General features: G+C 72.3%; 24 protein-coding genes. 14 read left to right on the top strand and 10 right to left on the bottom strand.

The window, feature by feature from the left end; genetic code table 11:
• Positions 1–6: 6 nt before the first annotated feature.
• A complete protein-coding gene (locus tag FPT20_RS12480; protein ID WP_158865726.1) occupies positions 7–1,740 on the bottom strand; it encodes an LCP family protein in 1,734 nt (577 codons plus the stop codon).
• Positions 1,741–1,822: 82 nt separating this feature from the next.
• Positions 1,823–2,341 (bottom strand): MarR family winged helix-turn-helix transcriptional regulator, encoded by a 519-nt coding sequence (locus tag FPT20_RS12475; protein WP_158865724.1) that lies wholly within the window; start codon positions 2,339–2,341, stop codon positions 1,823–1,825.
• Between the two features lie 114 nt (positions 2,342–2,455).
• On the opposite strand from FPT20_RS12475, the gene FPT20_RS12470 reads away from it, so the two are divergent.
• Positions 2,456–3,043 carry an NADPH-dependent FMN reductase gene (locus tag FPT20_RS12470; RefSeq protein ID WP_158865722.1) on the top strand — a complete coding sequence of 196 codons (588 nt, stop codon included), beginning with the start codon at positions 2,456–2,458 and terminating at the stop codon, positions 3,041–3,043.
• A 93-nt stretch (positions 3,044–3,136) separates the two neighbouring features.
• Here the strand turns inward: FPT20_RS12470 and FPT20_RS12465 are convergent, their stop codons facing one another.
• The 3 genes from FPT20_RS12465 to FPT20_RS12455 all read right to left on the bottom strand — a co-directional run bounded on the left by FPT20_RS12465 (position 3,137) and on the right by FPT20_RS12455 (position 9,908).
• Positions 3,137–3,913: a DNA-formamidopyrimidine glycosylase family protein gene (locus FPT20_RS12465; protein WP_158865720.1), complete on the bottom strand. Its 777-nt coding sequence runs from the start codon at positions 3,911–3,913 to the stop codon at positions 3,137–3,139.
• Positions 3,914–3,946: 33 nt separating this feature from the next.
• On the bottom strand, positions 3,947–8,677 hold the full coding sequence (locus tag FPT20_RS12460) for an Lhr family ATP-dependent helicase (protein WP_158865718.1): 4,731 nt from the start codon (positions 8,675–8,677) through the stop codon (positions 3,947–3,949).
• 580 nt (positions 8,678–9,257) lie between these two features.
• Positions 9,258–9,908 (bottom strand): alpha/beta hydrolase, encoded by a 651-nt coding sequence (locus tag FPT20_RS12455; RefSeq protein WP_158865716.1) that lies wholly within the window; start codon positions 9,906–9,908, stop codon positions 9,258–9,260.
• Positions 9,909–10,023: 115 nt separating this feature from the next.
• On the opposite strand from FPT20_RS12455, the gene FPT20_RS12450 reads away from it, so the two are divergent.
• The 3 genes from FPT20_RS12450 to FPT20_RS12440 all read left to right on the top strand — a co-directional run bounded on the left by FPT20_RS12450 (position 10,024) and on the right by FPT20_RS12440 (position 12,116).
• On the top strand, positions 10,024–10,602 hold the full coding sequence (locus tag FPT20_RS12450; RefSeq protein WP_158865714.1) for an NUDIX hydrolase family protein: 579 nt from the start codon (positions 10,024–10,026) through the stop codon (positions 10,600–10,602).
• Between the two features lie 67 nt (positions 10,603–10,669).
• Positions 10,670–11,527, top strand: a complete 858-nt coding sequence (locus tag FPT20_RS12445; RefSeq protein ID WP_158865712.1) for an alpha/beta fold hydrolase — start codon at positions 10,670–10,672, stop codon at positions 11,525–11,527.
• Positions 11,520–12,116: a TetR/AcrR family transcriptional regulator gene (locus tag FPT20_RS12440; protein WP_233265507.1), complete on the top strand. Its 597-nt coding sequence runs from the start codon at positions 11,520–11,522 to the stop codon at positions 12,114–12,116. Before FPT20_RS12445 ends, FPT20_RS12440 begins: the two co-directional genes overlap by 8 nt.
• Before the next feature lie 89 nt (positions 12,117–12,205).
• Here the strand turns inward: FPT20_RS12440 and FPT20_RS12435 are convergent, their stop codons facing one another.
• The gene (locus FPT20_RS12435; protein WP_158865710.1) at positions 12,206–13,849 is read right to left on the bottom strand and encodes a DEAD/DEAH box helicase; all 1,644 of its coding nucleotides are present in this window, start codon (positions 13,847–13,849) and stop codon (positions 12,206–12,208) included.
• A gap of 260 nt (positions 13,850–14,109) precedes the next feature.
• On the opposite strand from FPT20_RS12435, the gene FPT20_RS12430 reads away from it, so the two are divergent.
• Positions 14,110–16,335: a HelD family protein gene (locus FPT20_RS12430; RefSeq protein ID WP_199245755.1), complete on the top strand. Its 2,226-nt coding sequence runs from the start codon at positions 14,110–14,112 to the stop codon at positions 16,333–16,335.
• Positions 16,336–16,350: 15 nt separating this feature from the next.
• Here the strand turns inward: FPT20_RS12430 and FPT20_RS12425 are convergent, their stop codons facing one another.
• From FPT20_RS12425 to FPT20_RS12415, 3 genes are all read right to left on the bottom strand, one after another.
• The gene (locus FPT20_RS12425; RefSeq protein ID WP_158865705.1) at positions 16,351–17,046 is read right to left on the bottom strand and encodes a DUF1684 domain-containing protein; all 696 of its coding nucleotides are present in this window, start codon (positions 17,044–17,046) and stop codon (positions 16,351–16,353) included.
• A complete protein-coding gene (locus FPT20_RS12420; protein ID WP_158865703.1) occupies positions 17,043–17,603 on the bottom strand; it encodes a hypothetical protein in 561 nt (186 codons plus the stop codon). Before FPT20_RS12420 ends, FPT20_RS12425 begins: the two co-directional genes overlap by 4 nt.
• An 86-nt stretch (positions 17,604–17,689) precedes the next feature.
• Complete coding sequence (locus FPT20_RS12415; protein ID WP_158865701.1) at positions 17,690–18,952, bottom strand: MFS transporter; 1,263 nt, start codon at positions 18,950–18,952, stop codon at positions 17,690–17,692.
• A gap of 146 nt (positions 18,953–19,098) precedes the next feature.
• Here FPT20_RS12415 and FPT20_RS12410 point away from each other — a divergent pair, with 146 nt between their 5' ends.
• The 5 genes from FPT20_RS12410 (at position 19,099) to FPT20_RS12390 (ending at position 21,858) form a co-directional block, all read left to right on the top strand.
• Positions 19,099–19,614 (top strand): EVE domain-containing protein, encoded by a 516-nt coding sequence (locus FPT20_RS12410; RefSeq protein ID WP_158865699.1) that lies wholly within the window; start codon positions 19,099–19,101, stop codon positions 19,612–19,614.
• Positions 19,611–20,198, top strand: a complete 588-nt coding sequence (locus tag FPT20_RS12405) for a 2-phosphosulfolactate phosphatase (RefSeq protein WP_158865697.1) — start codon at positions 19,611–19,613, stop codon at positions 20,196–20,198. The genes FPT20_RS12410 and FPT20_RS12405 overlap by 4 nt, the downstream gene beginning before the upstream one ends.
• A gap of 91 nt (positions 20,199–20,289) precedes the next feature.
• Entirely contained in the window at positions 20,290–20,592 is a 303-nt protein-coding gene (locus FPT20_RS12400) for a DUF427 domain-containing protein (protein WP_158865695.1), read from the top strand.
• Between the two features lie 115 nt (positions 20,593–20,707).
• On the top strand, positions 20,708–21,241 hold the full coding sequence (locus tag FPT20_RS12395) for a hypothetical protein (RefSeq protein WP_233265506.1): 534 nt from the start codon (positions 20,708–20,710) through the stop codon (positions 21,239–21,241).
• Positions 21,242–21,336: 95 nt separating this feature from the next.
• Positions 21,337–21,858 (top strand): SprT-like domain-containing protein, encoded by a 522-nt coding sequence (locus tag FPT20_RS12390; RefSeq protein ID WP_158865693.1) that lies wholly within the window; start codon positions 21,337–21,339, stop codon positions 21,856–21,858.
• Positions 21,859–21,861: 3 nt separating this feature from the next.
• Here the strand turns inward: FPT20_RS12390 and FPT20_RS12385 are convergent, their stop codons facing one another.
• Positions 21,862–22,494 carry a GNAT family N-acetyltransferase gene (locus tag FPT20_RS12385; RefSeq protein WP_158865691.1) on the bottom strand — a complete coding sequence of 211 codons (633 nt, stop codon included), beginning with the start codon at positions 22,492–22,494 and terminating at the stop codon, positions 21,862–21,864.
• A 33-nt stretch (positions 22,495–22,527) separates the two neighbouring features.
• Between FPT20_RS12385 and FPT20_RS12380 the strand changes: the two genes are divergently transcribed.
• The 4 genes from FPT20_RS12380 to FPT20_RS12365 are packed head-to-tail and all read left to right on the top strand — an operon-like array spanning position 22,528 to position 25,442.
• Positions 22,528–23,151 (top strand): CGNR zinc finger domain-containing protein, encoded by a 624-nt coding sequence (locus tag FPT20_RS12380; RefSeq protein ID WP_233265505.1) that lies wholly within the window; start codon positions 22,528–22,530, stop codon positions 23,149–23,151.
• Between the two features lie 4 nt (positions 23,152–23,155).
• Entirely contained in the window at positions 23,156–23,917 is a 762-nt protein-coding gene (locus FPT20_RS12375; protein WP_158865689.1) for a LamB/YcsF family protein, read from the top strand.
• Positions 23,914–24,531, top strand: coding sequence for a 5-oxoprolinase subunit PxpB (gene pxpB / locus FPT20_RS12370; RefSeq protein ID WP_158865687.1), 618 nt, complete (start codon positions 23,914–23,916; stop codon positions 24,529–24,531). Before FPT20_RS12375 ends, pxpB begins: the two co-directional genes overlap by 4 nt.
• Positions 24,528–25,442, top strand: coding sequence for a biotin-dependent carboxyltransferase family protein (locus FPT20_RS12365; RefSeq protein ID WP_158865685.1), 915 nt, complete (start codon positions 24,528–24,530; stop codon positions 25,440–25,442). Before pxpB ends, FPT20_RS12365 begins: the two co-directional genes overlap by 4 nt.
• Positions 25,443–25,445: the final 3 nt, after the last annotated feature.

The following is a 25,445-nucleotide window of genomic DNA, read 5'->3' as shown; positions in this document are numbered from 1 at the left end:
CAGGCGTCAGTTGATGCAGACCTTGTCGCTGTAGTTGGTGGCCGGCCCGCTCGGCGTGGGGGCCGGGGCGGGCGCCTGCGACGCGCTCTGACCCGAGCTCCCTCCGGAGCCTGCGCTGGAGCCGCCGCTGGACGGCGCTGCCGGCATGATGCCGTCGTCCCCGAGGACGACGGTCACCGTGCTCACGCTGTCCGTCTGCTGGACCGCGGCACCCGGCAGGTAGGCGGCGACGGCCTTCGCCTGCGCCTCCTGGCCCGACTTGTACTGGATGACGGTGGTGGCCCGCGTGGTCGCGTCGCCCGGCGTGCCGGTCTTGAAGCCCGCGGCCGCGAGCGTCTGCGTGGCCGTTGTGGCCGCGCCGTTCTGGCTGCCGCCGTTGAGGACCGTCACCGTCGTGTCGGCGGGCTTGGCCGGCTGGGCGTTGTCATAGGCGGTGGGCGTACCCATGATGCTCTGGATGAACGCCGGCATCGCCGCCGTGTCGACCTGGACGATCGAGATGTCCGAGCCGTCGACCGTGATCGTCGGCGTGCCCGAGATCGGGATCGTGGCCGACTGGATGTGGCCGCCCGTGAGGCCCTGGAGCTGCGCCGCGAGCTGCAGGAAGTTGAGGCCCGGGTCGGTCTCGAGCGAGCCGCTGACCGCGTCGAGGGTGTTCGTCAGCTTCGCCGGGTTCAGCAGCGTGCCGGCGGACAGGAACTTGTGCGCCTCCACCGAGAGGAAGTACTGCTGGCGCACCACGCGGTCGAGGTCGCCGCGGGGGAGCCCGTGCCGCTGACGCACGAACGACAGCGCCTGCTGCGCGTTCAGGGTGGAGACTCCCTTCGGGAAGTTCGCGCCCGAGTACGGGTCGTCGACGGCGTCGTTGAGGCACACCTGCACCGGCCCGAGGGCCTTGGCGATCGTGTAGAACCCGAGGAGGGACACCCGGACGTAGTGGTCGATGCTCAGGCCCGTGAGGTTCTGAACCGTCTGGATGAGCAGCTTCGCTCCCGACTTCGGGTCGCTCCCGCCGCCTCCCAGGGAGAAGGCGGAGTTCAGCTTGTTCATGCCGTGACCCGGCACGTCGACCCACGAGTCGCGGGGGAGCGAGATGAGGGTCGCCGACTTCCCGTTCGCGGGGATGTGCAGGATCATCATCGTGTCCGTGTTGGTCCCGCCGCCGTCCTGGGTGGTGCTCAGCTGCGCCATCTCCTGCGGGGTCGCGTTGTCGGGCCGGTGGTCGTCGCCGACGAGCAGGATGTTCTGATCCTGGCCGTCCACGTCGTTACCGGTCTTGCTGATCACGTCGACGTGCTTGACGCCGCCCACGAAGCGGAAGTAGCTGTAGGCCGCGTAACCGCCGAGGACGACGAGGATCACCGCGAGAGCGGCCGCCGTCCAGGCGATGATGCGCTTGGTGCGCTTGCGCCGCCTCGGGGGGCGTCCGGCCGGACCACCCGTGCCGCCTCCGTCACCGTTGCCGCCGGTGCCGCCTCCGTCACCGTTGCGGCCGCCGCCGGTGCTTCCGCCGCCGAGGCCGAAGAGGCTCTCCGCGCCCGCACCTGCACCCGCCGCCGACGCCGGGCGGTCCCCGGGGGCAGCGGGTGCGGACGGGCGCGACGCGGGCGCCCCGACCGGGCGCGTCGCACGCACGGGTCGGCGAGGGTCGGGGGCGGAGGCGCGACCGAAGACCTCGGTGGGCGGCTCGGAGGAGTCGCGTCCGCCGGGTTCGGGCGCGGGGAAGTTCGGGCGTCGCACATCCAGAACGCTAAAGGGAGGAGGCTGTGGACATCCTGGTTTCCGACGGCGTTCCCGATGAATCATCAGGATTTCGGGTCGGTCAGCCGGTCTGTGCAGCGTCCTCGTCGCAGCTCTCGCCGCTCTGCTCCCCGCGGATGGCGGCGGTCATCGCCTGGGAGATCTCGAGCAGCTGCTCCCGCTGCTCATCGGTCAGGGCGTCGAACAGCACCCGCCTGATCGTCGCGGTGTGGCCGGGGAGGGCATGGACGACCACGCGCCGCCCTTCCCCCGTCAGGTGGACCCAGCTGGCGCGGCGGTCCTCCGAGCACTCCTGACGTTCGACGAGGCCCCGGGCCGCCATCCGCGTGACCTGGTGCGAGACGCGGCTCTTCTCCCACCCGGTCTGGGCCACGATGTCGCGCACCCGCAGCCGGCGGCCGGGCGCCCGGACGAGCGCCATGAGCACCTCCATCTCGGAGATGGACACGCGGTCGTCGCGCTGCAGCTGGAGGTCGAGCGCACGGTCGAAGCCCCGGCGCATCAGATAGAACTCGTGGAACAGCTCCGCCTCGGGCCCGCTCAGGCGGCGAGGGTCTTCTCGGGGCAGCGCGGAGGCCATACGCCATCCTCGCACGGTGCCCGTCCTGAGCGGATCTTCAGACCGGGAGGGAATGGCCGGCCCGCCCAGGTCGTTGCGGATCGGTGACACGTCATCATTCATCGAAAGGCTGACATGACGAAGATCGCCATCATCATCGGAAGCACCCGCCCCGGCCGGAACGGCGAGTCCGTGGCCCGCTGGGTGTTCGAGCACGCCTCGCAGCGCGACGGCGTCGAGTACGAGCTGGTGGACCTGCTCGAGTGGAACCTCCCGCACCTCGACGAGGCGCTCCCCGCGGCCATGGGGCAGTACGCCGGCGAGCACACCAAGGCGTGGGCGGCGAAGATCGCCGAGTTCGACGGCTACCTGTTCGTGACGCCCGAGTACAACCACAGCACCTCCGGCGCGCTGAAGAACGCGATCGATTACGTCGGCGCCGAGTGGTACAACAAGGCGGCCGGCTTCGTGAGCTACGGCGTCTACGGGGGCGCGCGCGCCGTCGAGCACCTGCGCCTCGTGCTGTCGCAGCTGCAGGTCGCGACCGTGAGTGCGTTCGTCGGGCTGAGCCTCGCTCACGACTTCGAGAACTGGCAGCTGAAGCCGACGGCGCAGCAGGAGGCGGCTCTCACGCCGCTGTTCGACCAGCTCGAGTCGTGGTCGGCGGCGCTCGCCGGGGTGCGCGCGGCCGAGGCGGACACCGAGGAGGAGGCGGCGGCCTGACGGCTCGCCGCCAGCGAAGCCGTTCACCGGCGCGTCAGCGGGCCCGGTTCCTTTCCGAGGGGCCGGGCCCGTCGCTCGCTGTGCGGGCGTCGGTCAGGTCTGGCAGACGGGGCAGAAGTAGGTGACGCGCTCCTCGAGTTCGGTGCGCCCGAGCTCGATCCGCCGGATCGGCGTGCCGCAGCGGCGGCACGGCTGCCCCTGCCGGCCGTAGACCCACGTGTTCCGGCCGCGCCGGGTGTCGCCGGTGGTGACCCGGACGGTGCGATCGCGGTTCGCGACCAGCATGCGGTGGGCGAGCGACACCGCGGCGGGAACATCCACGTCGGCGATGGGCCGTGTGGGGAGCACCCCGCGCACGAAGCAGATCTCGTTGGCGTAGACGTTGCCGACCCCGGCGAGGTTCCGCTGGTCGAGCAGGGCGACGGCGATGGGCGCCTCCGGGTTCGCGGACAGACGACGGATCGCCTCCTCGGCGTCCCAGTCGGGGCCGAGCAGGTCCGGGCCCAGGTAGCCCACGGCCTCCGCCTCGGCGCTTCTCGGGAGGACTTCGAGGAGCCCGAGCTGGAAGCCGACCGCCTGGGCGTCCTCGGTGCGGAGGACCGCGCGTGCCTGGTACGCGGGGTGACGCCACCGGCCGTCCGGCGGGTACACCTCCCAGGTGCCCTCCATCTTCAGGTGGCTGTGGATCACGTGGTCGCCGACGTGCATGAGGAGGTGCTTGCCCCGGCTGACCACCTCGTCCATCCGCTGCCCAGAGAGATCGACGGTCGCGTAAGCGGGCACGCGGAAGTCGGTGACGGTGAGCACGCGCCCGGCGAGGGCGCGGTGGAGGCGCCGCGCGGCCTGGTAGACGGTGTCGCCCTCAGGCATGCGCGGCCTTCGGAGTGGTCTCGCAGTGCGGGTTCATGAGCGCAGCCGCAGGCCGCGCGGTGTGGCCAGGAATCCGGCGTCTCCGAGGGCGTCTCCGAGGGCGGTGCCGAGCACCGGCGACCCGTTGACGGTCTCGATCGCGAGCTTGTCGACCCGGCGTGAGGTCACCAGGCCGGCCAGGGCGCGGGCCGCGGCGGCCAGCGTGGGAGCAGCGGCCTCGTCGGCGAGGTCGGTGAAGCACAGCAGGCTCTTGCCTCCGCGTTCGACGTAGATCACCAGCTCGCCGTCGACCAGCACCACCAGTGCGCCGGCCTTGCGCCCGGGGCGATGCCCGGTCCCGCTCTCGGCCGGGACGGCGGGCCACGGGAGCGCGGCGCCGTAGGCGTTGGCGGGGTCGGTGGCCGCCACCGCGACGGCGTCGAACGAGCGCGGCTGGGTGTGGTCGCGCGAGAAGGAGCGGAGCCGGTCCACCGTGGCGCCCGTCGCGAACTGGGCGCCTCCCAGCGTCTCGACGAAGTATCCGCGACGCGCGCGCCCGGTCTCCTCGAAGCCGCTCAGCACCTTGTAGGCGAGCGCGAACCCGCCCGGTGTCCCCTCGTTCATCACGGAGCCGCGGGTGACGACGCCGTACCGGTCGAGGAGCGTCTCGGCCTGAGCGTGCGCGCGGACGGTCGAGTCGAGGTCGCGGTCCGGGAGGAGCGACCAGCGACCGGCAGCTGTCGGGGGTCCCATGCGGGTGACCATGGTCGAGGATCGCGGCGCGACCCGACCGCGGTACATCCGGGATCTCGCCGGCTGCCGCGGGCGCTTGTGGGCGGCCGTCCCTCCTCCGGTGAGCGTCCGGAGCGGCGCGAGGGTGTCGTTCGTGACGAGCCCCGCCCAGACGAGATCCCAGAGCGCCCGGACGAGGTCGGCATCGTCGACGGGCGCGCCGCGTTCGGTTCCGAGCGTGTCGGAGAGCTGACGGAAGAAGTAGCCGCCGCCCCGGGCGAGCGCGGCGAGGACGCTTCGCTGGAGGTCGTCCGGTTCGTGCTCGGTCGGCGGGGCGAGGGTGAGCGGCGCCGAGTCGGCGAGGTGGAGGCTCATCCAGCCGTCATTGCCCGGGAGTGACCCGTCGCCCGCCCAGATGACCTCGCCGGTGGCGGTGAGTTCGTCGAGCATCGTCGGGCTGTAATCCGCGACGCGGCTCGGCAGCACCAGCGACTCCCAGGCCGAGGCCGGGATCCGGGCGCCCGAGAGCTGCTCGATCACGGAGGCGACGGCATCGACGCCGCGAAGGGTCGAGCCGATGTGCTGCCAGTCGGGGAGGAAGCGCGCGAAGGTCGGCGTGTCGACCGGTTCGACCTCCTGCCGGAGCGCCGCGAGCGACAGGCGCCGGAGACGGCGGAGCACCTCCGCATCGCTCCATTCCGAGCCGTGCGCGTGCGGACGGAACTCCCCCTCGACCACGCGGCCGTCGTGGGCGAGACGCCGCAGCGCGTCGTGGACGATGGCGGGGCCGAGCCCGAGCCGTGTCGCGATCTCGGCGGTCTCGAACGGGCCGTGCGTGCGCGCATAGCGGCTGACGAGGTCGCCGAGCGGGTCGTCGACCGGCTCGATGAAGGCGGTGGGCACGCCGATCGGGAGGGGCACGCCGAGAGCGTCGCGGAGACGGCTGGCGTCCTCGATGGCGGCGTACCGCTGTGCGCCGGCGATCCCCACGGGCAGCGCGCGCTTCGCGTCGACGAGCGCCGAGAGGTACTCGGCGGCGCGCTCGCGGGTGGCGTGGGCGGGCTCGACCTCGGGAGCGGGCTCCTCGACCGGCGGGCCGTCGGCTGCCGGTGCCTCCGCCGCCTCGGCAATCGTGGGCGCCGCCGCGGCCTCCGCCGCTGCCGCCGCCTCCCCGGCGTCGTCGCCCTGCAGCCGCGCGGCCACCTCGTCGACCGAGAGCGGCCCGAGCAGCCGCAACAGGTCGGCGACGCCCTCGACGCCCCGCACCCGGCGGTCGGGCGACAGCCGCTGCAGCTGCCGCTCGACGCGCTCGATCACGGCGGGGTCGAGCAGTTCCCGGAGTTCGGCGCGCCCGAGCAGCTCGGCGAGGAGCCCGGCGTCGAGCGAGAGGGCGGCGGCCCGCCGCTCGGCGAGGGGACTGTCGCCCTCGTACATGAAGGCGGCCACGTAACCGAACAGCAGCGACCGCGCGAACGGCGACGCGGAGTCGGTGCTGGTCTCGACGAGCCGGATGCGCCGCTGCTCGATCTGGCGGGTGACCTCGCCGAGCGCCGGGAGGTCGTAGACGTCTTGGAGCACCTCCCGGATCGTCTCGAGGATGATCGGGAAGCTCGGGTACTTGCGGGCCACGTCGAGCAGCTGCGCGGCCTTCTGGCGCTGCTGCCAGAGCGGTGAGCGCTTGCCCGGGTTGTACTTGGGCAGGAGGAGGGCCCGCGCGGCCGACTCCCGGAACCGCGACGCGAACAGCGCCGAGCCGCCGACCTCCGAGGTGACGATGTCTTCGAGCTCGCGCGGCTCGAACACGAACAGCTCCCCGCCGGGCGGCTGGGACTCCGTATCGGGGATCCGGACGATGATGCCGTCGTCCGCGGCCATCGCCCCGGCGTCGACGCCGTAGCGCTCGCGCACGCGCGCCTGCACGGCGAGAGCCCAGGGGGAATGCACCTGCGTGCCGTAGGGGGAGTGCAGGACCACACGCCAGTCGCCGAGCTCATCGCGGAAGCGCTCGACGACGAGTGTCTTGTCGGTCGGGATGTGCCCGGTCGCCTGCTTCTGCTCGGCGAGGAAAGCCAGCAGGTTGCTCGTCGCCCAAGCGTCGAGCCCCGCTTCGACGCAGCGGAGTTCGGCATCGGCCGGGGAGGCGCTCCCGAGCTCGCGGATGAACCTCCCGACCGCCTCCCCGAGCTCGGCGGGCCGCCCGATGCCGTCGCCCTTCCAGAACGGGAGGCGCCCGGGCTCGCCGAACGCGGGCGTGACGAGCACGCGGTCGTGCGTGATCTCCTGGATCCGCCAGCTGGTGGAGCCGAGCGCGAAGACGTCGCCGACGCGGGACTCGTAGACCATCTCCTCGTCGAGCTCGCCGACCCGGCTGGCCTTCTCGCCGACCATGTAGACGCCGAAGAGGCCGCGGTCGGGGATCGTGCCGCCGCTCGTGACCGCGAGCCGCTGGGCACCCGGGCGCCCGGTGATCGTGCCGGAGTCGCGGTCCCACACGATGCGGGGTCGCAGCTCGGCGAACTCGTCGGAGGGGTAGCGGCCCGCCAGGAGATCGAGCGTCGCGTCGTAGGCGCTGCGGGGGAGGGTCGCGAACGGGGCGCTGCGGCGGACGGCGTCGAACCAGTCGTCGGCGTCGATGGGCTCGAGCGCCGCCGCGGCGACGGTCTGCTGGGCGAGGATGTCGAGCGGGTTGGCGGGGACGCGGAGCGTCTCGATCAGCCCGGCGGCCATGCGCTCGGTCGCCACCGCGGAGTGGATGAGGTCGGCCCGGTGCTTGGGGAACACGACGCCCCGCGACACCTCGCCCACCTGGTGGCCGGCGCGCCCGACCCGCTGGAGGCCGCTCGCGACGGACGGCGGCGCCTCCACCTGGACGACCAGGTCGACCGCGCCCATGTCGATGCCGAGCTCGAGGCTGGAGGTCGCGACCACGCAGCGCAGGCGCCCCGACTTCAGATCGTCCTCGATGATGGCCCGCTGCTCCTTGCTCACCGAGCCGTGGTGGGCGCGGGCGAGGACGAGGGTCTCGGCGTCGGCGACGGCCTGCGACCCGCGGGTCTGTCCGGCGCCTCCCATCAGCTCCGCCGGGGCGTGGCGGGGCTGCTCCTCGTCGACCGTGCCGCCGAGCACGCGCTCCTCGTAGATCTCATTGAGGCGAGCCGTGAGCCGCTCGGCGAGGCGCCGCGAGTTCGCGAAGACGATCGAGGAGCGGTTCGCCAGCACGCGATCGACGATCGCCTCCTCGACGTGCGGCCAGATCGACCCGGTCTGCGGGCCGGAGCCGTCGTCGTTGTCGCTGGCGAAGGTGGAGGTGCCGAGCTCGCTCATGTCCTCCACGGGGACCACGACGCGGAGGTCGAAGCGCTTGCCGGCGGGAGGCGCGACCACCTCGACGGGTGCGCGGCCGCCGAGGAAGCGCGCCACCTCCTCCGGTGGCCGGACGGTCGCCGACAGGCCGATGCGCTGGGCCGGCGCCGCCAGCAGCTGGTCGAGCCGCTCGAGCGACAGCGCGAGATGCGCGCCGCGCTTGGTCGACGCGACGGCGTGCACCTCGTCGACGATGACGGTCTCGACGCTCCGCAGTGTGTCGCGGGCCTGCGAGGTGAGCATCAGGAAGAGCGACTCGGGCGTCGTGATGAGGATGTCCGGCGGGCTGCTCACCAGCGCGCGGCGGTCTGCGGACGGAGTGTCGCCCGAGCGCACTCCGACGCTGACCGCGGGCGGGTCGGAGCCGAGCCGCTTTGCAGTCTGCGTGATGCCGACGAGCGGTGCTCGGAGGTTGCGCTCGACATCGACGCCGAGGGCTTTCAGCGGGGAGATGTAGAGCACCCGCGTGCCGGGGCGGGCGTCGGCCGGGCGCGGTGCTGCGGCGAGCCGGTCGATCGCCCAGAGAAAGGATGCCAACGTCTTGCCGGAACCGGTCGGCGCGATGACGAGGGCGTGCCGCCCGTGCGAGATCGCCTCCCAGGCGCCCTCCTGCGCGGGCGTGGGCGCGGCGAATGCCCCGCGGAACCACTCACGGGTCGCGGGGGAGAACCGCTCCAGCACGTCGCCCATTCAGACCATCCTCCACCCGACCCCTGACACTCGACACCGCCTCCCTCCACGGGTGCTGGGTGCGGCGCGCTTTCGCGCCCCCGCCCCGCGCCCCCGCGCCGCTCCTCGCCCCTTCCTCGCCGCCTCCCCTCCCTCCCTCCCTCCCTCCCTCCCCACATTCGTGCCGAATGTGGCCTCACGCGCGCCCCTCCCCGACATTCGTGCCGAATGTGGCGCCGCGCCCTTCGCTACCGCGCGCCCACCCGACCCGAGATTCGTGCCGAATGTGGCCCTGTGCCTGCTGTTCCTCGACGTTCGTGCTGAATGTGGCCCGGTGTCCGTTACCGACCTTTCGCGTGCCCCGAGATTCGGGCTGAATGTGGCGCCAAGCGAGTGGGATTGCGACATTCGGCACGAATCTCGAGGGGGGCGTCGCGGGGGCTCACGAGATTCGGCACGAATGTTGCGCGGGAGGGCGCCAATCACGACATTCGGCACGAATGTAGGGCTAGGCGGAACGGCGCGGCAGTACGGCGCGGCACCGCGCGCGAGCGCCGCCGCGCGAGCAGCGCCGCAAACACCGCCCCCGCGCCCGCGCCCCTCAGCGCGGGAGGTGCGCCCGGATGAACGACGAGATGTCCCCGAGCTCGAGCGACGAGATCGCGTGCCCCATCCCTTCGTAGATCCGCGCGTCGAGCGCGGCGTGCTCCGGGAGCCACTCCGAGGTGCGTGCAATGGAGGCGGCAGGGATCGTGTCATCGCGCGTCCCGCGCCCCCAGAACACGGGGACCCGGCGTTCGGCGAGCAAGGCGTCGCCCTCCTGCCGGCCTTGCACGACGAAGCCCGAGAGCTGCACCGCGTAGTTGAACCGCTCGGGCGCGAGCCGCAGCAGTTGGAGGGCCATCGCGCCTCCCTGCGAGAACCCGAGCAGTCCCGTTGGCGCCGGCGGCTGCTCGTCGAGCCAGTCGAGGACGGCCCGGGCGGCCGCGTCCGCGTTCCCGGCCAGGGGGTCGCTCGGAACGTTGGTGAAGCGCGAGAACCAAGCGAACCCCGGGCCCTCGGGGATCGGTGCCCGGATGGAGGCGATCACCGGCTCGAGCGGAAGGTACGCCGCGGCCCCGAAGAGGTCGGCCTCGTCCGATCCGTAGCCGTGGAGGAGCAGCAGCAGCGGGCGCCCGACCCGGTCGCGCTCGGGCGCAGACCAGAGGACGGCGTCACGGTCGATTCGGAGATCCGGGGCAGGGAACGGCACCCTCCATTGTGCGTTCAACGAACGTTCCCTCCACAGCCCCCATCGAAGTGCCCCCCGTCCACGCCTCGCGCTGTCCCCTGGGGGCCGGAGACCCCCGCTTCCGTAGTATTCATCCATGGCCGTCCGCACTCCCGACCCCGATCCCACTCCCGACCTCCCGGGAGACGTCCCGCAGCCCGGTCCGGCGTGGCTCAGCGACATCGAGCTGGAGCAGGTCAGGCGGCGGCTGCCGCTGATCTATGTGGAGGCGGTCCCTGTGCGGGTCGACGGCCTCGGTCAGGTCACCGAGGTGGGGGTGCTGCTCCGCGCCAACGCGGTCGGCGAGATCACCCGCACGCTCGTCTCCGGCCGAGTCATGTACGGCGAGACCCTGAGGGAGGCGCTCTTCCGCCACCTTGAGAAGGATCTCGGCCCGATGGCCTTCCCGCTGCTGCCCGCGAGCCCGGTGCCGTTCCAGGTGGCCGAGTATTTCCCGATGCCCGGAGTGTCGCCGTTCACGGACGAGCGCCAGCACGCGGTGTCCCTGGCGTATGTCGTCCCCGTCACCGGCACCTGCGAGCCCCGGCAGGATGCGCTCGAGATCACGTGGATGAGTCCCGACGAGGCCGTCTCGCCCACGGTGTGCGAAGAGCTCGAGGGTGGTCGCGGCGCGCTCGTCAAGGCGGCCATGGCGTCCGTCGGCCGCATCCGCTGACCGGGAGCGCGAGGCGTCGAAAAAGTCGCTCTTGCGCGCTTTGGCTAATGGTATTAGCTTAAGGGCTATGAACATTTCCACGACTCCGCAGGTCCAGTACCTGCAGCGTCCGGAGGGACGCGTCAGCTACACCGTCGAGGGCTCCGGCCCGCTCGTCGTCGCCGTGCCGGGCATGGGCGACCTCCGCTCCACCTACCGTGAGCTCACTCGTCCGCTGGTGGAGGCGGGCTACCGCGTGGCGGTCACCGACCTTCGCGCGCACGGCGACTCCGACACCACGTTCCGGACCTTCGGAGACATCGCGACGGGCGAGGACGTCATCGCACTCATCGAAGAACTCGGCGGCCCCGCTGTCGTGCTCGGCAACTCCATGGGCGCCGCGGCAGCCGCGTGGGCGGCCGCGGAGAGGCCGGACCTCGTCGCGGGGCTCGTCCTCTACGGTCCGCTGCTCCGCGACCCGGCGATGAGCCGTGCCGCCGTCGCCGCCATGCACGCCATGTACCGCGTCCTGTTCGCCGGGTTCTGGGGAGCCGGAGCATGGGCCGGCTACTACGAGAAGACCGTCAACCGAGGCCGGAAGGCACCGTGGCTCCCGGAGCAGGTCGCCGCCATCCGGGCCAACCTCAAGGAGCCCGGGCGGCTGCGTTCCTTCCGCCGGCTCACCCTGCAGCTCACGCACTCGGTGGTCGAGCCGCGCCTGCCCGAGGTGCACGCGCCGATGCTGGCCTTCATCGGCGAGCTGGACCCCGACTTCCGTGACCCGAAGGCGGAACTGGACTGGATCGCGTCCCTCGGCGCCGAGACCGAGTTCGTCAGCGACGCCGCGCACTACCCTCAGGCTCAGCGGCCCGACGTCACGGTGCCGCGCACGCTGGCCTTCCTGGCCGGGCGGCGCGACGGCTCGGAGTGGGCCACCGGTGCCTAGGGCGGGTCTGACGCGCGCCGCGGTCACCGCGGTGGCGGTCGACGTGATCGACGAGGGCGGGACGACCGGATTCGAGCGCCTGACCCTCGCTGCCGTTGCGTCGCGCGCCGGCGTGGCGGTGCCGAGCCTGTACAAGCACGTGGCATCCCTCGACGACCTGCGCCGCCTGGTCGCCGTGGAGGCGATGGGCGAGCTGACGCGCGTGCTCGCCGGCGCGACGATCGGGCGATCGGGCGCTGACGCCGTACGGTCCGCCGCTGACGCCCTGCGAGCATTCGCGATCGCTCATCCGGGCAGATACGCGGCCACGCAGGTCGCGGCCGACCTCGGCTCTCCCGCCGACGGCGAGCTCGCCGCCCGGGCCGCCGAGACGCTCGCCGTCCTGGAGGCGGTGCTGCGGGGGTTCGGCCTCCCGGAGGACGAGATGGTGGACGCGATCCGCATGCTGCGCAGCGCGATCCACGGCTTCGTCTCGCTCGAGCTCGGGGGCGGCTTCGGCATCCCGCAGGACCTCGATCGCAGTTTCGCCGTGCTGGTGGACGGCGTCATCGCCGGCGTCGAACGCCTCGCCGCGGTCGCCCGGCGCTGAGCCTGCTGCCGCGTCCGCTGTGACCGCGGTGAACGCAGAGCGCCGCCGCCCCGAGGCTCAGCCCCGGTGCAGCGGCACGTGAACCCGGCTCAGCCCTGCGCGCGGCGCGAACCGCGCCCGCGGCGGACGCCCGCGTCGGTGGTGCGTGCGTGCGACGGCGCCTCGTGCGTGCGCCGGCCCTGGCTGCTCTGACCGCGCGCAGCGCTCTGCGATCGGCCGGCACCCTGAGGGCGCTCAGCCGTTTGTGTGCGACCGGCGCCCTGAGCGCCTCGCGTCGACTGGCCGCGCTCGGCACTCTGTCCGCGCCCGGCACTCTGGCTGCGCTCGCCGCCCTGTCCGCGCCCGGCACTCTGGCTGCGCTCGCCGCCCTGTCCGCGCCCGGCACTCTGGCCGCGCTCGCCGCCCTGTCCGCGTCCGGCGCTCTGCCCCGCCCCGACGGACCCGGCCTGCGGCCGCCCGTTCCGCCGCGCGCGCTTCCGCTGGGCGTTGGCGCCCTGGGACGTCCCCGTCCCGGCGGAGCGCTGCTCGTGCTGCACCGGAACCGGGGCGACGCGAGGCGCCACCTCCCCGACGAGCTCGGCAACGACCGGCGAACCGGCGGTGACGCGCTGCGGCGTGGCCGAGATGGCTGCCTTGCGGAGGAGCGTGCGGACATCGTCGGACTGCGCCGACAGCATCACGGTCACGACGTCTCCCGCGCTGCCGGCCCGGGCGGTCCGGCCGGAGCGGTGGAGGTACGCCTTGTGCTCGGCCGGCGGGTCGACGTGGACGACCAGCTCGACGTTGTCGACGTGCACCCCGCGGGCCGCGACGTCGGTGGCGACGAGCACCTTGACCGAGCCCTCGCCGAACGCGGCGAGGTTCCGGTCGCGCGCGCCCTGCGCGAGGTTGCCGTGCAGGTCGACTGACGGGATGCCCGACGCGGTCAGCTGCTTGGCGAGCTTCTTCGCCTGGTGCTTGGTGCGGGTGAAGAGGATGCGGCGGCCGGTGCCGGAGGCGAGCGCCTCGACGAGGTCCTTCTTCTCGTCGGGAGAGGTGACCTCGAGCACGTGGTGGGTCATCGCCTCCACCGGGCTGGTCTCGTCGTCGACGGAGTGGAGCACCGGTGAGTGGAGGAAGCGCTTGACGAGCTTGTCGACCCCGTTGTCGAGGGTGGCCGAGAACAGGAGGCGCTGGCCGTCGGCCGGGGTCGCCTGCATGATCCGGGTCACGCCGGGGAGGAAGCCGAGGTCGGCCATGTGGTCGGCCTCGTCGAGCACGGTGATCTCGACCGCGTCGAGCGAGACGAATCCCTGCTTCATGAGGTCTTCCAGGCGGCCCGGGCACGCGACGAGGATGTCGACGCCGGCCTTGAGCTCGGCGACCTGGCGGTTCTGGGAGACGCCGCCGAACACGGTCGAGACGCGCAGCTTGTACGCGTCGGCGAGCGGCCGGATGGTCGCGGCGATCTGGGTGGCGAGCTCGCGGGTCGGGGCGAGCACGAGGCCGAGCGGGCGGCCCGCGCGGCGGCTGCCGCCGGCGAGCACGGTGCCGAGGCGCGCGGCCAGGGGGAGCGCGAAGGCGATGGTCTTGCCCGAGCCGGTGCGGCCGCGGCCGAGGACGTCGCGTCCCGCGAGCGTGTCGGGGAGGGTGTCCGCCTGGATCGGGAACGGAGCGGACTTGCCGTCGGCCGTGAGGACGGCGACGAGCGGAGCGGGCACGCCGAGAGCGGCGAAAGTGGGTGTCTGTGACAAAGGGGGTGCCTTTCAGGCATCGGGATCCGGTCGGTGCGAGAGGACCGGAGCAGTGGCGAGCGCCCCGAGCGGGGCAGTCGTTCGCCGTATGAAGAAGCGTGGGCGGGGCGGACCCGGCGCGACACGCGAAGCGTTCTACGACGCAGCGGACCGGAGCGGCCCGCACATCCACTGTAGTGCACGCCCGCGACCGAAACCTGAGCACCGCCCCACCCGGAGGAAGTAGACTGTCGGCCCGGAAACGAGAGGTGGGCTGGGGCGTGCTGGAATCGGAGCTCGATCGCGAACGCGCCGTCGTCTCGGAACTGTACGAACGACTGGACGCGCTGCGCGCCGACACCGAGGATCGGCTCACGCGCGTGCGTCGAGAGAGCGTCGGCGGGAACCACCAGGCGCGCAGCGAGCGCGACTCGTTCGCCCAGCTCTACGAGGACCAGTTGGTGCAGCTTCGGGAGGTCGACGCGCGGCTCGTGTTCGGCCGCCTCCTGCTGGAGCACCCGGCCGACGGGACCGACCGTCGCTACATCGGCCGGATCGGTTTGCGCGACGAGGAGCAGCGCTCCCTCCTGGTCGACTGGCGCGCTCAGCAGGCGAGCGCCTTCTACCAGGCGACCGCCAACGAGCGCATGGGCGTGCGGGCGCGCAGGCACCTGACGATGAGCGGCCGCCAGGTAACGCGGATCGACGACGAGGTCTTCGACGAGTCCCTGCTCGACGGGAGCGAGCCCGGCGAGCACGTTCAGGGGGAGGGAGCGCTGCTGGCCGCCCTCACCGCTCAGCGGACCGGCCGCATGCACGACATCGTGGCGACCATTCAGGCCGAGCAGGACCGGATCATCCGCTCCGATCTCCGCGGCGCCCTCGTGGTGCAGGGCGGCCCGGGGACCGGCAAGACGGCCGTCGCCCTCCACCGGGCCGCCTACCTGCTGTACGCGAACCGTCAGCGGCTGAGCAGTTCCGGCGTGCTCGTCGTCGGACCCTCGAGCGCCTTCCTCCGCTACATCGAGGCGGTGCTGCCCTCGCTCGGCGAGACCGGCGTGGTCATGCAGTCGCTCGGCGAGCTGTTCCCGGGCGTGGAGGCGACCGCCGAGGACGCCCCGCTGGCCGCGCGGCTCAAGGGGTCGGCTCAGATGGCGCGCCTGATCTCCCGGGCGGTCAAGTCGCGGCAGAAGGCGCCCGACGCCGAGCAGACGATCGTCGTCGACAACGAGCGCCTCGTTGTGAGCCCCGACCTCGTGCGCCGTGCAATAGCCAAGGCCCAGCGGACGGGCAAACCGCACAACGTCGCCCGTGTCACGTTCGTCAAGCAAGCGCTCTCGGAGCTCACCGACCAGCTCGCAGCTCAGTTGCGCGCCTCCGGATCGACCATCGACGAAGCCGACCTGAAGGTGCTGCGCGAAGATCTGCGCACCTCCTATGACGTCCGGGTGCTGCTCAACACCGCATGGTTGCCGCTGACCCCGCAGAAGGTCCTCCAGGACCTCTATGCCCGCCCGGCCTGGCTGGCCGAGCTCACGCCTCGCTGGACCGCCGAACAGCGGGAGGCGCTGCACCGCGACCGCGCGGAGCCGTTCACCGTGTCGGACGTGCCGCTGCTCGACGAGGCCGCCGAACTCCTCGGCGACTTCCCGGGCCGGCCCGACCCCGCCGACCGCGAGCGCGAGCGGCAGCGCAAGCGCGACCTCGAGAACGCGCGCGCGGCCATCCGCAACATGGGCGTGCAGGGATTGGTCTCGGCAGAACAGCTGGCCGACGGTTTCGCCGAGCGGGTCGACCGCGGCACCACTGCGGAGCGCGCCGGCGCCGATCGCTCGTGGACGTACGGGCACGTCGTCGTCGACGAGGCGCAGGAACTGTCGCCGATGCAGTGGCGCGTCCTCGTGCGCCGCTGCCCCATGAAGTCGTTCACGATCGTCGGCGATATCGCCCAGGTGGCGTCTGCGGCCGGCGCCGCCAGCTGGGAGGAGGCGCTGCGCCCCTCCTTCAAGGACGCCTGGCGACTGGAGGAGCTGACCGTCAACTACCGGACGCCCGCTCAGATCACACGCGAGGCCGAGCGCATGGCCTTGGAGGCGGGGCTCCCGATCACGCCGACCCGCGCCGTCCGCGAGGGCGACTGGCCGATCCGCCGCGTCCGGGTGAACGGCGACGGGGTCGCTGCGCTCGCCGAGTCCGTGGTCGCCGCTGTGGAGCACGACCGCGGCATCGACCGGGAGGGCACCCTCGCTGTGATCGTGAGCCGGCGCGACGCCGACGAGGTCGCCGCGGCTGTGCTGTCGCGCTTCGGCGATACGGCAGCCCGGGGAGCGAACGGGCTCAATCGCCCCATCGCCGTGTTGACCGGCTACGAGGCGAAGGGCCTGGAGTTCGACGCGGTCGTGCTCGCCGACCCGGATGCGCTCGCAGCGGAGTCGGTGCGCGGTGCGGCCTCCCTCTACGTGGCGATGACCCGCCCGACGCAGCGGCTGACCCTTGTCGAGCGCTGAGGGAGGCGCCTCCCGCTACCAGCTGCCGGTGTAGCGCTCGCCCACGGGGATCTCGGTCGCGAGCGTGTTTCCCGCCTGGGCGAGCGGGCACGCCCACGCCGGGTCGTAGGCGCAGGACGGGTTGTAGGCGAAGTTGAAGTCCAGGACGAGCGTCGCCTCCTCGTCGTCGGCCGCGATCCCGAGGTCGGCCCCCTTGATGGTGTCGATCAGGTAGCGGCCGCCGCCGTAGGTGCCGCCGCTCTTGCCCGCCAGGGCGTCCTTGACCGGCACGAACAGGCCGCCGCCGTAGGAGGCGAGCCGCCACACGTCGAGGGTGCCCGCGAGCGGCACCCGGACGGTCCCGAGCAGCTCGAAGGGGACCACGCCGTCGGTGCCGGTGTCGACGTCCATGCGCCGCGGTTCGTCGGCCGGCACGATCGGCAGCTCGAACCTCCACTCGGGGTCGTAGGGCACGATCGGCAGGCCGCTGAAGTTCTCCCGATCGGCGTCCAGCAAGGGGGAGGCGGGGTGCGAGGAGAACAACTCGTCGCGGGTGGCGCGCCAGTGGGCGTGCGCGGCGGCGGGGTCGCTGGCGGCCAGTCGCCGGACGGAGGCGTAGAGCGCGAAGACCCGCCGCCTCCAGTCCGCGGTCTGCACCGCGGTGATGGCGCGGCGGCCCGTACCTGCGGTCGCGGCGCCGCCCTCCGATGCCGAGTCGATGGTGCTGCTCATGCGTCTCCCTCCTCCGTGGAGCTCTGTCCGGCGGCGTCGCTCGCCGTCGGTGGATCGTATGCCCACGTGGGCGCCAGCTTGCGGAGGCGCATCCCCCGCCACTGCCAGAACGCCCAGAACGTGTACCAGGCCAGCGGGGTCAGCACACCGGCGCGCACGATCAGCTGGTCGCGGTACAGGGTTCGCAGCCGGCCGTCCTCGTCCGGACCGGCCGGGTCCGGAGCGATGGCCATCCGGTGGTCGAGGTGCGGCACAGCCGCGAGCAGGCCGCCGGTGCCGCCTCCACTGTCCCGGAGGATCCGGGTGGAGCGCTCGCCGGGTGCGTCGACCCGCAGCGTGTCGAGCCGGATCGCCTGCGTCCCGACCGTGAACGCGCCGAGCGCCCGCACGCTCACCCGGTGCACGCCCCGGCCCCACGTCGTCGGGAACCCAGCCGGCTCGTCGGACCGGAAGTCCAGCCACGGCAGGGCGACCTCCCGGAACGCCGTCGGGCTCTGAAGGGCCCGCCACGCGGCATCGGGGTCGCAGTCCAGCAGCAGCTTGAGCAGCACTCTCACCCCGCCAGTCTCACCCCACCGCCCGCGAAACGGCTGGCATTGTCTTCCGAGGTTCCGTGTGGCGCGACCGAAGGAGAACCCGGCGGCTACGCCAGCGGGACCGCCTCCGTGAGCATGCGAAGCGCACGGAGGTGCGGAGACGCCAGAACCCACACGCAAGACGCGACGACTCCGGCGGCGCCGACGACCAGTATGAAAGCCGTCGGAAACAGGAGCGCCAGTACGCCTGCCAACGCCGCGCCGACGGGATCGATCCCCCAGGTGAGGATCCGGCTGGCCGCCGAAACGTTGCCGATCTCGGTTTCGGGGATGGTCAATTGTTTCAGCGTCTCCGTGCCGGCGATGTTGATCATCACGCAACTCGCCCAGCTCCCAAGCGAGACCCCGAGCAGTGCGACGTTCAACAGGCCGCCGGCCCGGTCGAGTGCGGCTATGCCGATCGCAGATGCTGCCGGGAAGCAGAAGGTTGCTGTCAGCACGAGCGCGGGGCGGTAGCGTCGCCAGACCAGGGGCGCGAGAGCCGTCGACGCCAACCCGATGCACCCGCCGATCGTCCCTGCGATTCCGACCTCCACAGGGGACATGCTTCCGGATCGCAGCGCATGCACCAGGTAGACGGCTTGGATCGCTGACGTGAACAGGTTGAAATGCGCGATGGCGAGGGTCGTGGGCCACATGATCGGGCTCCGCCGAAGCGTCCGCATACCGTTCCCGAGCGATCTGGTGTACTCGCCGAACGTCTGCCGCGGGATGGCGCGTGCCGGGTGGTCACGCACTCCGGCGACCGAGAGGGCGGACACAAGATAGCTGATCGCGTCTGCGAGGAAAAGGACGACCGGCGACAAGAGCTGGAGGAGGGCCCCAGCCGCAGCGCCGGCGCCGATGTCTCCCGCCGACCTGATGCCCGCCACCCAGCTGTTGGCCGAGGTCAGCCGAGACCTGTCGACGATCGTTGGCACGAGAGCGGAGAAGGCGCTCTCGTAGAGCCCGGTCAGTCCTGAGATCACTGCGATCGCCACAGCAAGCACCAGCATGCTGAGGTGGTCGGTGAGAAGCAGCACGACCACCACCCCGAGTGCCGCACTTCGGAGCAGCGAAAGCGACGACATGAACCGGGTCCGCCGTCCTCGATCCGTCCAAGGTCCGAACGCACCGAGGAAGAGCAGCGTTCCCACCCCCGAAGCGGCGGTCAACCACGCGACCTCCGCAGCGGATGCATGGAGGTGCGTGAGCGCGACGATCGGTATCGCGAACAGGGTCAGCTGACTCCCGAAGAACGAGACGGCTTCGCCCCACCAGAGGCGCCGGAAATCGGTGGTCCAGAGGGGCCGTTCACCTGTCTCGCTCACGGTGGCTCGCCTGGATCGTTGCACCGTCTGAACGCTACGATGAACTTGGCGAAATCTCAAATATCGGACCTCGGGCTGTGAATAGAACCTCGTGCGCGTCAATCTGTGAAGGGACTAGCCGCGCAAACGCACGCAATGACAGTGGCATGCGGTACAACGAAGGCATGGCGATCCGCTATTGGCTGGGTGTGGTGCAACGCGACCATGTACTGCGCGGCGTGGCGGGAGGCTTCGCGCAGGTCAACCACGGCGCCCGCGCCCCGCTCGAGCGGATGCATGTCGCCGACGGGTTCGTGTACTACTCGCCACGCGCGTCGTATCCCGAGGGCGAGCCGCTGAAGCACTTCACCGCCGTGGGACGGATCGCCGACGATGACGTCTTCCAGGTCACGCAGGGCCCGTCGATGGTGGGGCCGGCCGGCGACTTCAAGCCGTGGCGCCGCCGGATCGATTGGGATCACGACGCCATGGAGACGCCGATCAGGCCGCTGCTCGGCTCGCTCGACTTCACGCGCGACCGTCCCGACTGGGGCTACCAGCTGCGCCGCGGGCTCATCGAGCTGACACGGCACGACTTTGACCTGATCCGACAGCAGATGCGTCCCTCCCCGGGCGAGACGGATCGGAGGCGCCCGGCAGCGCCGATTACGCTGTCACGGTGACCGATCGGCAGCATCCCACCCCCGTTCCCGACGCCTTCGCGCAGGCCAAGTACCAGGTCCGGTTCGACTGGGCGGCGGAGGGCGCCGAGACGATCGCCGCCGACGCCGACGTCGTCGCGTGGGTCGACGTGCTCGACGGGCCCGACCCGCTTGACCTTCCGCCTTCCCTCGCCCGGGCCACGGGTGCAGCGCTCCTTCGCGCCGGTTTCGCCGACGCCCCCGCGGTGGCCCGCTGGATCCTCGACGAGCAGGTCCGGCTCGGGCGCCGGGCGATGGTCTCCCTCGTCGCCGCGGGCGGCCGCACGCCGGGAGGCGCGACCCGGTTCGCCGTCGAAGACCTCCTGGCCGCCGGTGCACTGGTCGACGCCCTGGCGTCCGTGGGCATCGATTACGCCTCCCCGGAGGCCGCCGCGGCGTGCGCCTCCTTCACCGGGCTTCGCGGGGCCGTCGCGCACCTCCTGACCGCCTCGGCCTCCGGACAGGCGCTCATCGCGGCCGGAGCGGACCCGGCTGACATCGCCGCGCTCGGCAGGGTCGGGACGCGCGACGACGTGACCGTGCTGAGGTCCTCCACCGCAGGCTGAGACCCGGCGCTGCTCCACATCCGCTGGGATCGCCGGGGGCGCGGAATTCCTCGGGCGTACCGTGTGTTCGGCCCAACAGGAGGTTGTACCCATGAAAGCTGTTCTGAACGACACCGTCATCGCCGAGGCCCCCCAGGAGGACCTCATCCGCATCGAGGGCAACTGGTATTTCCCGCCCGCGAGCGTGAAGTCCGAGCACCTGGTCGAGAGCGACACTCCCTACACCTGCCCCTGGAAGGGCGAGTGCCAGTACTTCTCGGTGAAGGATGGCGACACCGTTCTGCAGGACCGCGCCTGGAGCTACCCGCAGCCGTACCCGAGCTCGTTCGACCGGGTCGGCAAGGACTACAGCAACTACGTCGCGTTCTGGAAGGACGTCCGGGTCGTCGACTGACGCTCCCGGTGACCGCGCGGCAGACGGGTAGTGTGGAGGGGAACCACCACCACAGGAGCAGACCCTGAGCATCATCCTCGGATACGATCCGTCCACGCTGCGTGAGCAGGTCGACGTGCACGCTGCCGAAGAACGCCTGGAGGAGCTCGGCAGCCTGCGCAGCCTGAGCGCGCTCAACGAGAAGATGGTGCTGCTGCGCCTGCTCGGGCGGCTCGACGAGGCGATGGTCGTCGCCAACGAGGCCGTCCGGCAGGCGCGGTTCACCGGCGACCGCGAACAGCTGCTCGGCGCGCGGATCCGCCGCGCCCAGGTGCTGCAGTACCAGGGCAAGGCGGACGAGGCGGTCGTCGAGCTGACCAGCTGCGCCGACGAGGCGCAGGGCCGCGAGTGGACGGCGCTCGAGGCGTTCGCGGTGCAGAACCGCGGCAAGGTCTACTTCGACGTCAAGGACTACGACAACGCGCTCGCCGACATGACGGCGGCCGTCTTCCTGCGCGAGAAGATGGGCGCCTCCGCCGCTGAGATCGAGGGGGCGCTCACGGCGGTCGCAGTCGTGCAGGGCCTGCGCGATGCCGAGCGCGAGGGCGCGCGCTCGCCCGAGGAGCAGAGCGGGAGCGGCTCCGGCGGACCAGCCGCGGACGACCGCTGACCCGTGTTCCTCTGGAGCGAGTCGGGGGCCCCGCGTAGGATTCCAGGCATGAAGCGACCGGCCGCACCCCGCTGCTCCCACGGAGCCGCCCGCTGATGGCTGAGCTCGACCGGGTCCGGCGCTGGGCGGAGGCGCTCATCGCCCTCCACCTCGATCCCCATGTCTGGTCGTTCGGTTTCGACAACGCGAAGACGCGCGCCGGGCTCTGCAACTACACGGCCAAGCGCATCACCGTCTCGCGCTATCTCGCCGCGCGCTACGACGACGACGAGATCCACCAGATCCTGCTCCACGAGGTCGCGCACGCGCTGGCGGGTTCGCGCGCGGGCCACGGCCCGCGCTGGCGCGCGATCGCGCTCGACCTCGGCTACGAGGGCAAGCGCCTCCACGGCGGCTCCATCGCCGATGACCTCGCGCCCTGGGTGGGCACCTGCCCCAACGGCCACACGCACTACCGCTACCGCAAGCCGGCCCGCGCGCTCGCGTGCGGAGCGTGCAGCCGCCGTTTCGACTCGGCCAACCTCATCTCGTGGCAGCACCGGGAGGTGACGCCCGCCCAGCGCCGCATGGCCGCGGCCGCGGCCGCCGAGGGCGCCGAGCACGCGGCGCAGCGCTGACGGTCAGAGCGACGCCGTGGAGGCGCGCAGCCGCGCCTCCAGCCCCTCCCGGACCCGCGGCCACTCCTCCCGCAGGATCGAGTAGACGGCCGTGTCGCGCCACGTCCCGTCCGCCCGGCGCTGCGTGTGCCGTAGGACGCCCTCGAACTGCGCGCCCAGCCGCAGGATGGCGCCGCGCGACCGCTCGTTGAGCACATCCGCCTGGAGCTTCACCCGCTCGAAGCCGTGATCGAACGCCGTGCCCAGCTGCAGGAGCTTCGTCTCGGCGTTGACGCGCGTGCCCCATGCCTCGGGCGCGTAGGCGGTCCACCCGATGTGCGCCGACCCGTTCACCACGTCGAAGTCGCCGAGCGTGGTCGTCCCGACGAGCCGGTCGCCGTCGCGCAGGACCACCGCGGTCACGTTGGCGCGGTCCCAGTCGAGGTACCCCAGGATGAACTCGTGCCAGGCCGCGTAGGCGTCCCGGTACGCGGCCCGGCCGCCTCCCCAGCCTCCCTCGAACACCTCGGGACGCCCGATCGCGTCGAAGAGGTCCGGGAGGTCTTCACGGGTGAGGGCCCGGAGCCGGACGGTCTCGCCCTCCAGGACGACGTGCGGATCGGGACGCGTCGCGGTCCTCGGCCCGGTCTCCGTCATTCCGTCAGTATGGCAGCCACGTAGGCTGGTGGAATGCCCACCGACTCCATCCTCCCGCGTGCCACCGGCCAGTGGATGGACGCAGAAGGCGGACCCCGCTGGTGGTTCGACTCCGGCTCGCTGGCGCTCGACTTCGCCAGCATCGGCGGTCAGCACATGACCGACAGTCCTCCGGAGCTCATGGCCGCCTGGCTCGTCGACCGCTTTCCCGAGATCGCGTCCGCGCCCGGCGCCCACGAACTCCGCGACGGCGACATCCTCCGCGCCGCGATCGCCCGGCTCGCCGCGCACGCGAGTCGTGGTGAGCCGCTCGCGCCCGAGGACGTCGACGTCGTCAACCTCTTCGCCGCGATGCCGGACATCCCTCCGGTGCTCGCCGGCGGCTCCCGGCAGGCCGGTCGGTCCGCGGCGCGCCCGCAGCAGGCCCTCGGTTCGATCGCGCGCGACGCCGTCCGCGTGTTCGGGCCCGACATCGAAGGGCGCATCCGGGAGTGCGACGCCGACGACTGCGAACTCGTCTACCTCGATACGTCCCGCTCCGGAACCCGCCGCTGGTGCTCGATGCAGCGCTGCGGCAACCGGGCCAAGGTCCGCGCCCACCGCGCCCGCGCTGCTCGCAGCGCGCGTCCCCTCGCGGGTGCGTCCGCGCCACAATAGAGCCATGCCGCGCGCGATCGACCTCAACAGCGACCTGGGGGAGTCCTTCGCGGCGTGGGAGCTCGGCGACGACGCGGCTATGCTCCGGCTGGTCACGAGCGCGAACGTGGCGTGCGGTTTCCACGCCGGCGATCCCTCCACGATGCTCGCGACGTGCCGGCTCGCGGCCGAGGGAGGCGTCGCCGTCGGCGCTCACGTCTCGTACCGCGACCTGGCCGGGTTCGGCCGGCGCCCGATGGAGGTGCCGTCGGCCGAGTTGCGCGACGAGGTGTTGTACCAGCTGAGCGCGCTGGCCGGGATCGCGCGCGTCGCGGGGACGGCTGTGCGCTACGTGAAGCCCCACGGCGCCCTCTACAACCGCATCGTCGCCGACGCCGAGCAGGCCGCAGCGGTGGTGGAGGCAGTGGTCGCCTTCGACCCGGCCCTCCCGCTCGTCGGCCTGGCCGGCTCGGTCGTGCACCGGCTCGCTGACGACGCCGGCCTGCGCTTCGTGCGCGAGGCCTACGTCGACCGGGGCTACCGCGCTGACGGGACGCTCGTTCCCCGGCGGCTCCCGGGTGCTGTGCTGTCTGGCGCGGAGGCGATCGCGGATCGCGCCGTCCGCCTGGTGACCGAGGGGCGCGTCGTAGCAGCGGACGGGTCGGAGATCGCTGTCGAGGCCGACTCGCTGTGCGTCCACGGCGACACCCCCGGGGCGGTCGACATGGCCCGCGCGGTCCGCGCCGCCCTCGAGCGGTCGGGGGTCGCGCTGGAGGCGTTCGCGTGACAGGCCGGGTCGTCCGTTACGGCGACAGCGCCCTCCTCGTCGAGTTCGAGGGCCTCGATGACGTGCTCTCGGCCTACCGCGCCTTGTCGCGGACCCGGCCCGCCGGTGTGGTCGATCTCGTTCCCGCCGCCCGCACCATCGCGGTGACGGTGGACCCGCGCTTCCTGTCTCTCGCCCGAGTAGAGGCGTGGGTCGAGCGGACGCCCCCCGAGGACGCGGCCTCGGGCTCGTCGCGAGTGATCGAGCTGCCCGTCCGCTACGACGGGCCCGATCTCGGAGAGGTCGCAGACCTGCTCCGTGTGGAGCCTGAGGAGGTCATCGCCCGCCACACCGGCTCGGTGTGGCGGGTGGCGTTCGGCGGCTTCGCCCCCGGGTTCGGCTATCTGGTCACCGACCATGACCGGCTCCGGGTTCCGCGCCGGGCGACGCCGCGGACGTCGGTTCCGGCTGGGGCGGTCGGTCTCGCCGGTGAGTTCAGCGGGGTCTACCCGCGCTCGAGTCCGGGCGGATGGCAGCTGATCGGCAGGACCGACGCGGTGCTCTGGGATCCGGAGGCGGAGAACCCGGCCCTGCTCGTGCCCGGCGATGAGGTGCGCTTCGTGGAGGTGCGATGAGCCTCCTCGTCCTGGACCCCGGTCCGCAGGCGCTGCTGGAGGATCTGGGCCGCCCCGGCCACGCCCACCTCGGCGTGAGCCCGTCCGGCGCGCTCGACCGCGGCGCGCTTGCCCTGGGCAACCGTCTGCTCGGCAACGATGAGCGATGCGCCGGTCTCGAGCTGCTGCTCGGCGGGTTCACGGGGCGCTTCGAGACCGGTGGCTGGTTCGCCATCACCGGAGCGCCGGGCCGGGTCGAGCTCGGCCCCGCGGAGGCCTCCCGCCTCGTCGATGCGCACCTCCCCTTGCGCGCTGAGCCGGGCGATGTGCTTCGCCTGGGGCCGCCGCAGCACGGGGTGCGTCGCTATCTGACGGTCCGCGGCGGGCTCGCTGCGCACGCGGTGCTCGGGTCCCGGTCGCGCGATGTGCTCTCGGGGCTGGGGCCGCCTCCCCTCGTCGCGGGCGACCGGGTCCCGTTCGGCCCGGCGCCGACTGCGCCGATCCCGTTGCTCGACTTCCTGCCGGTGCCCGAGCCGGAGGACGGGCCGGTGGAGGTGCGGGCCCACCGCGGCCCGCGTGCCGACTGGTTCACGGCCGCAGCCGTCGACGCCTTCTTCGACGTCGAGTGGCGGGTGGGCTCCGACGCCAACCGGGTCGGTGCCCGCCTCGACGCGCCCCGCATCCCGGCGCACGCGCGCGGGGTGCGACCGCAGCACGGGCCGCTGCTCGAGCGAGCTGTCGTCGACGAGCTGCCGAGCGAGCCGATGGTGGCGGGTGCCGTGCAGGTGCCGCCCGATGGACGGCCCACGGTGCTGCTCGCAGACCACCCCGTCACCGGCGGCTACCCGGTCGTCGCGGTGGTCGCCTCCGCGTCGCTCGACCTGTTCGCGCAGCTGCGACCCGGGCAGGCGGTGCGCTTCCGGCACGCATAGCGT

It is taken from the genome of Leifsonia sp. AG29, from assembly GCF_009765225.1.
Taxonomy (GTDB): Bacteria; Actinomycetota; Actinomycetes; order Actinomycetales; family Microbacteriaceae; genus Leifsonia.
The sequence above is the reverse complement of the archived record's forward strand: the minus strand, read 5'-3'. Positions and strand labels throughout refer to the sequence as shown.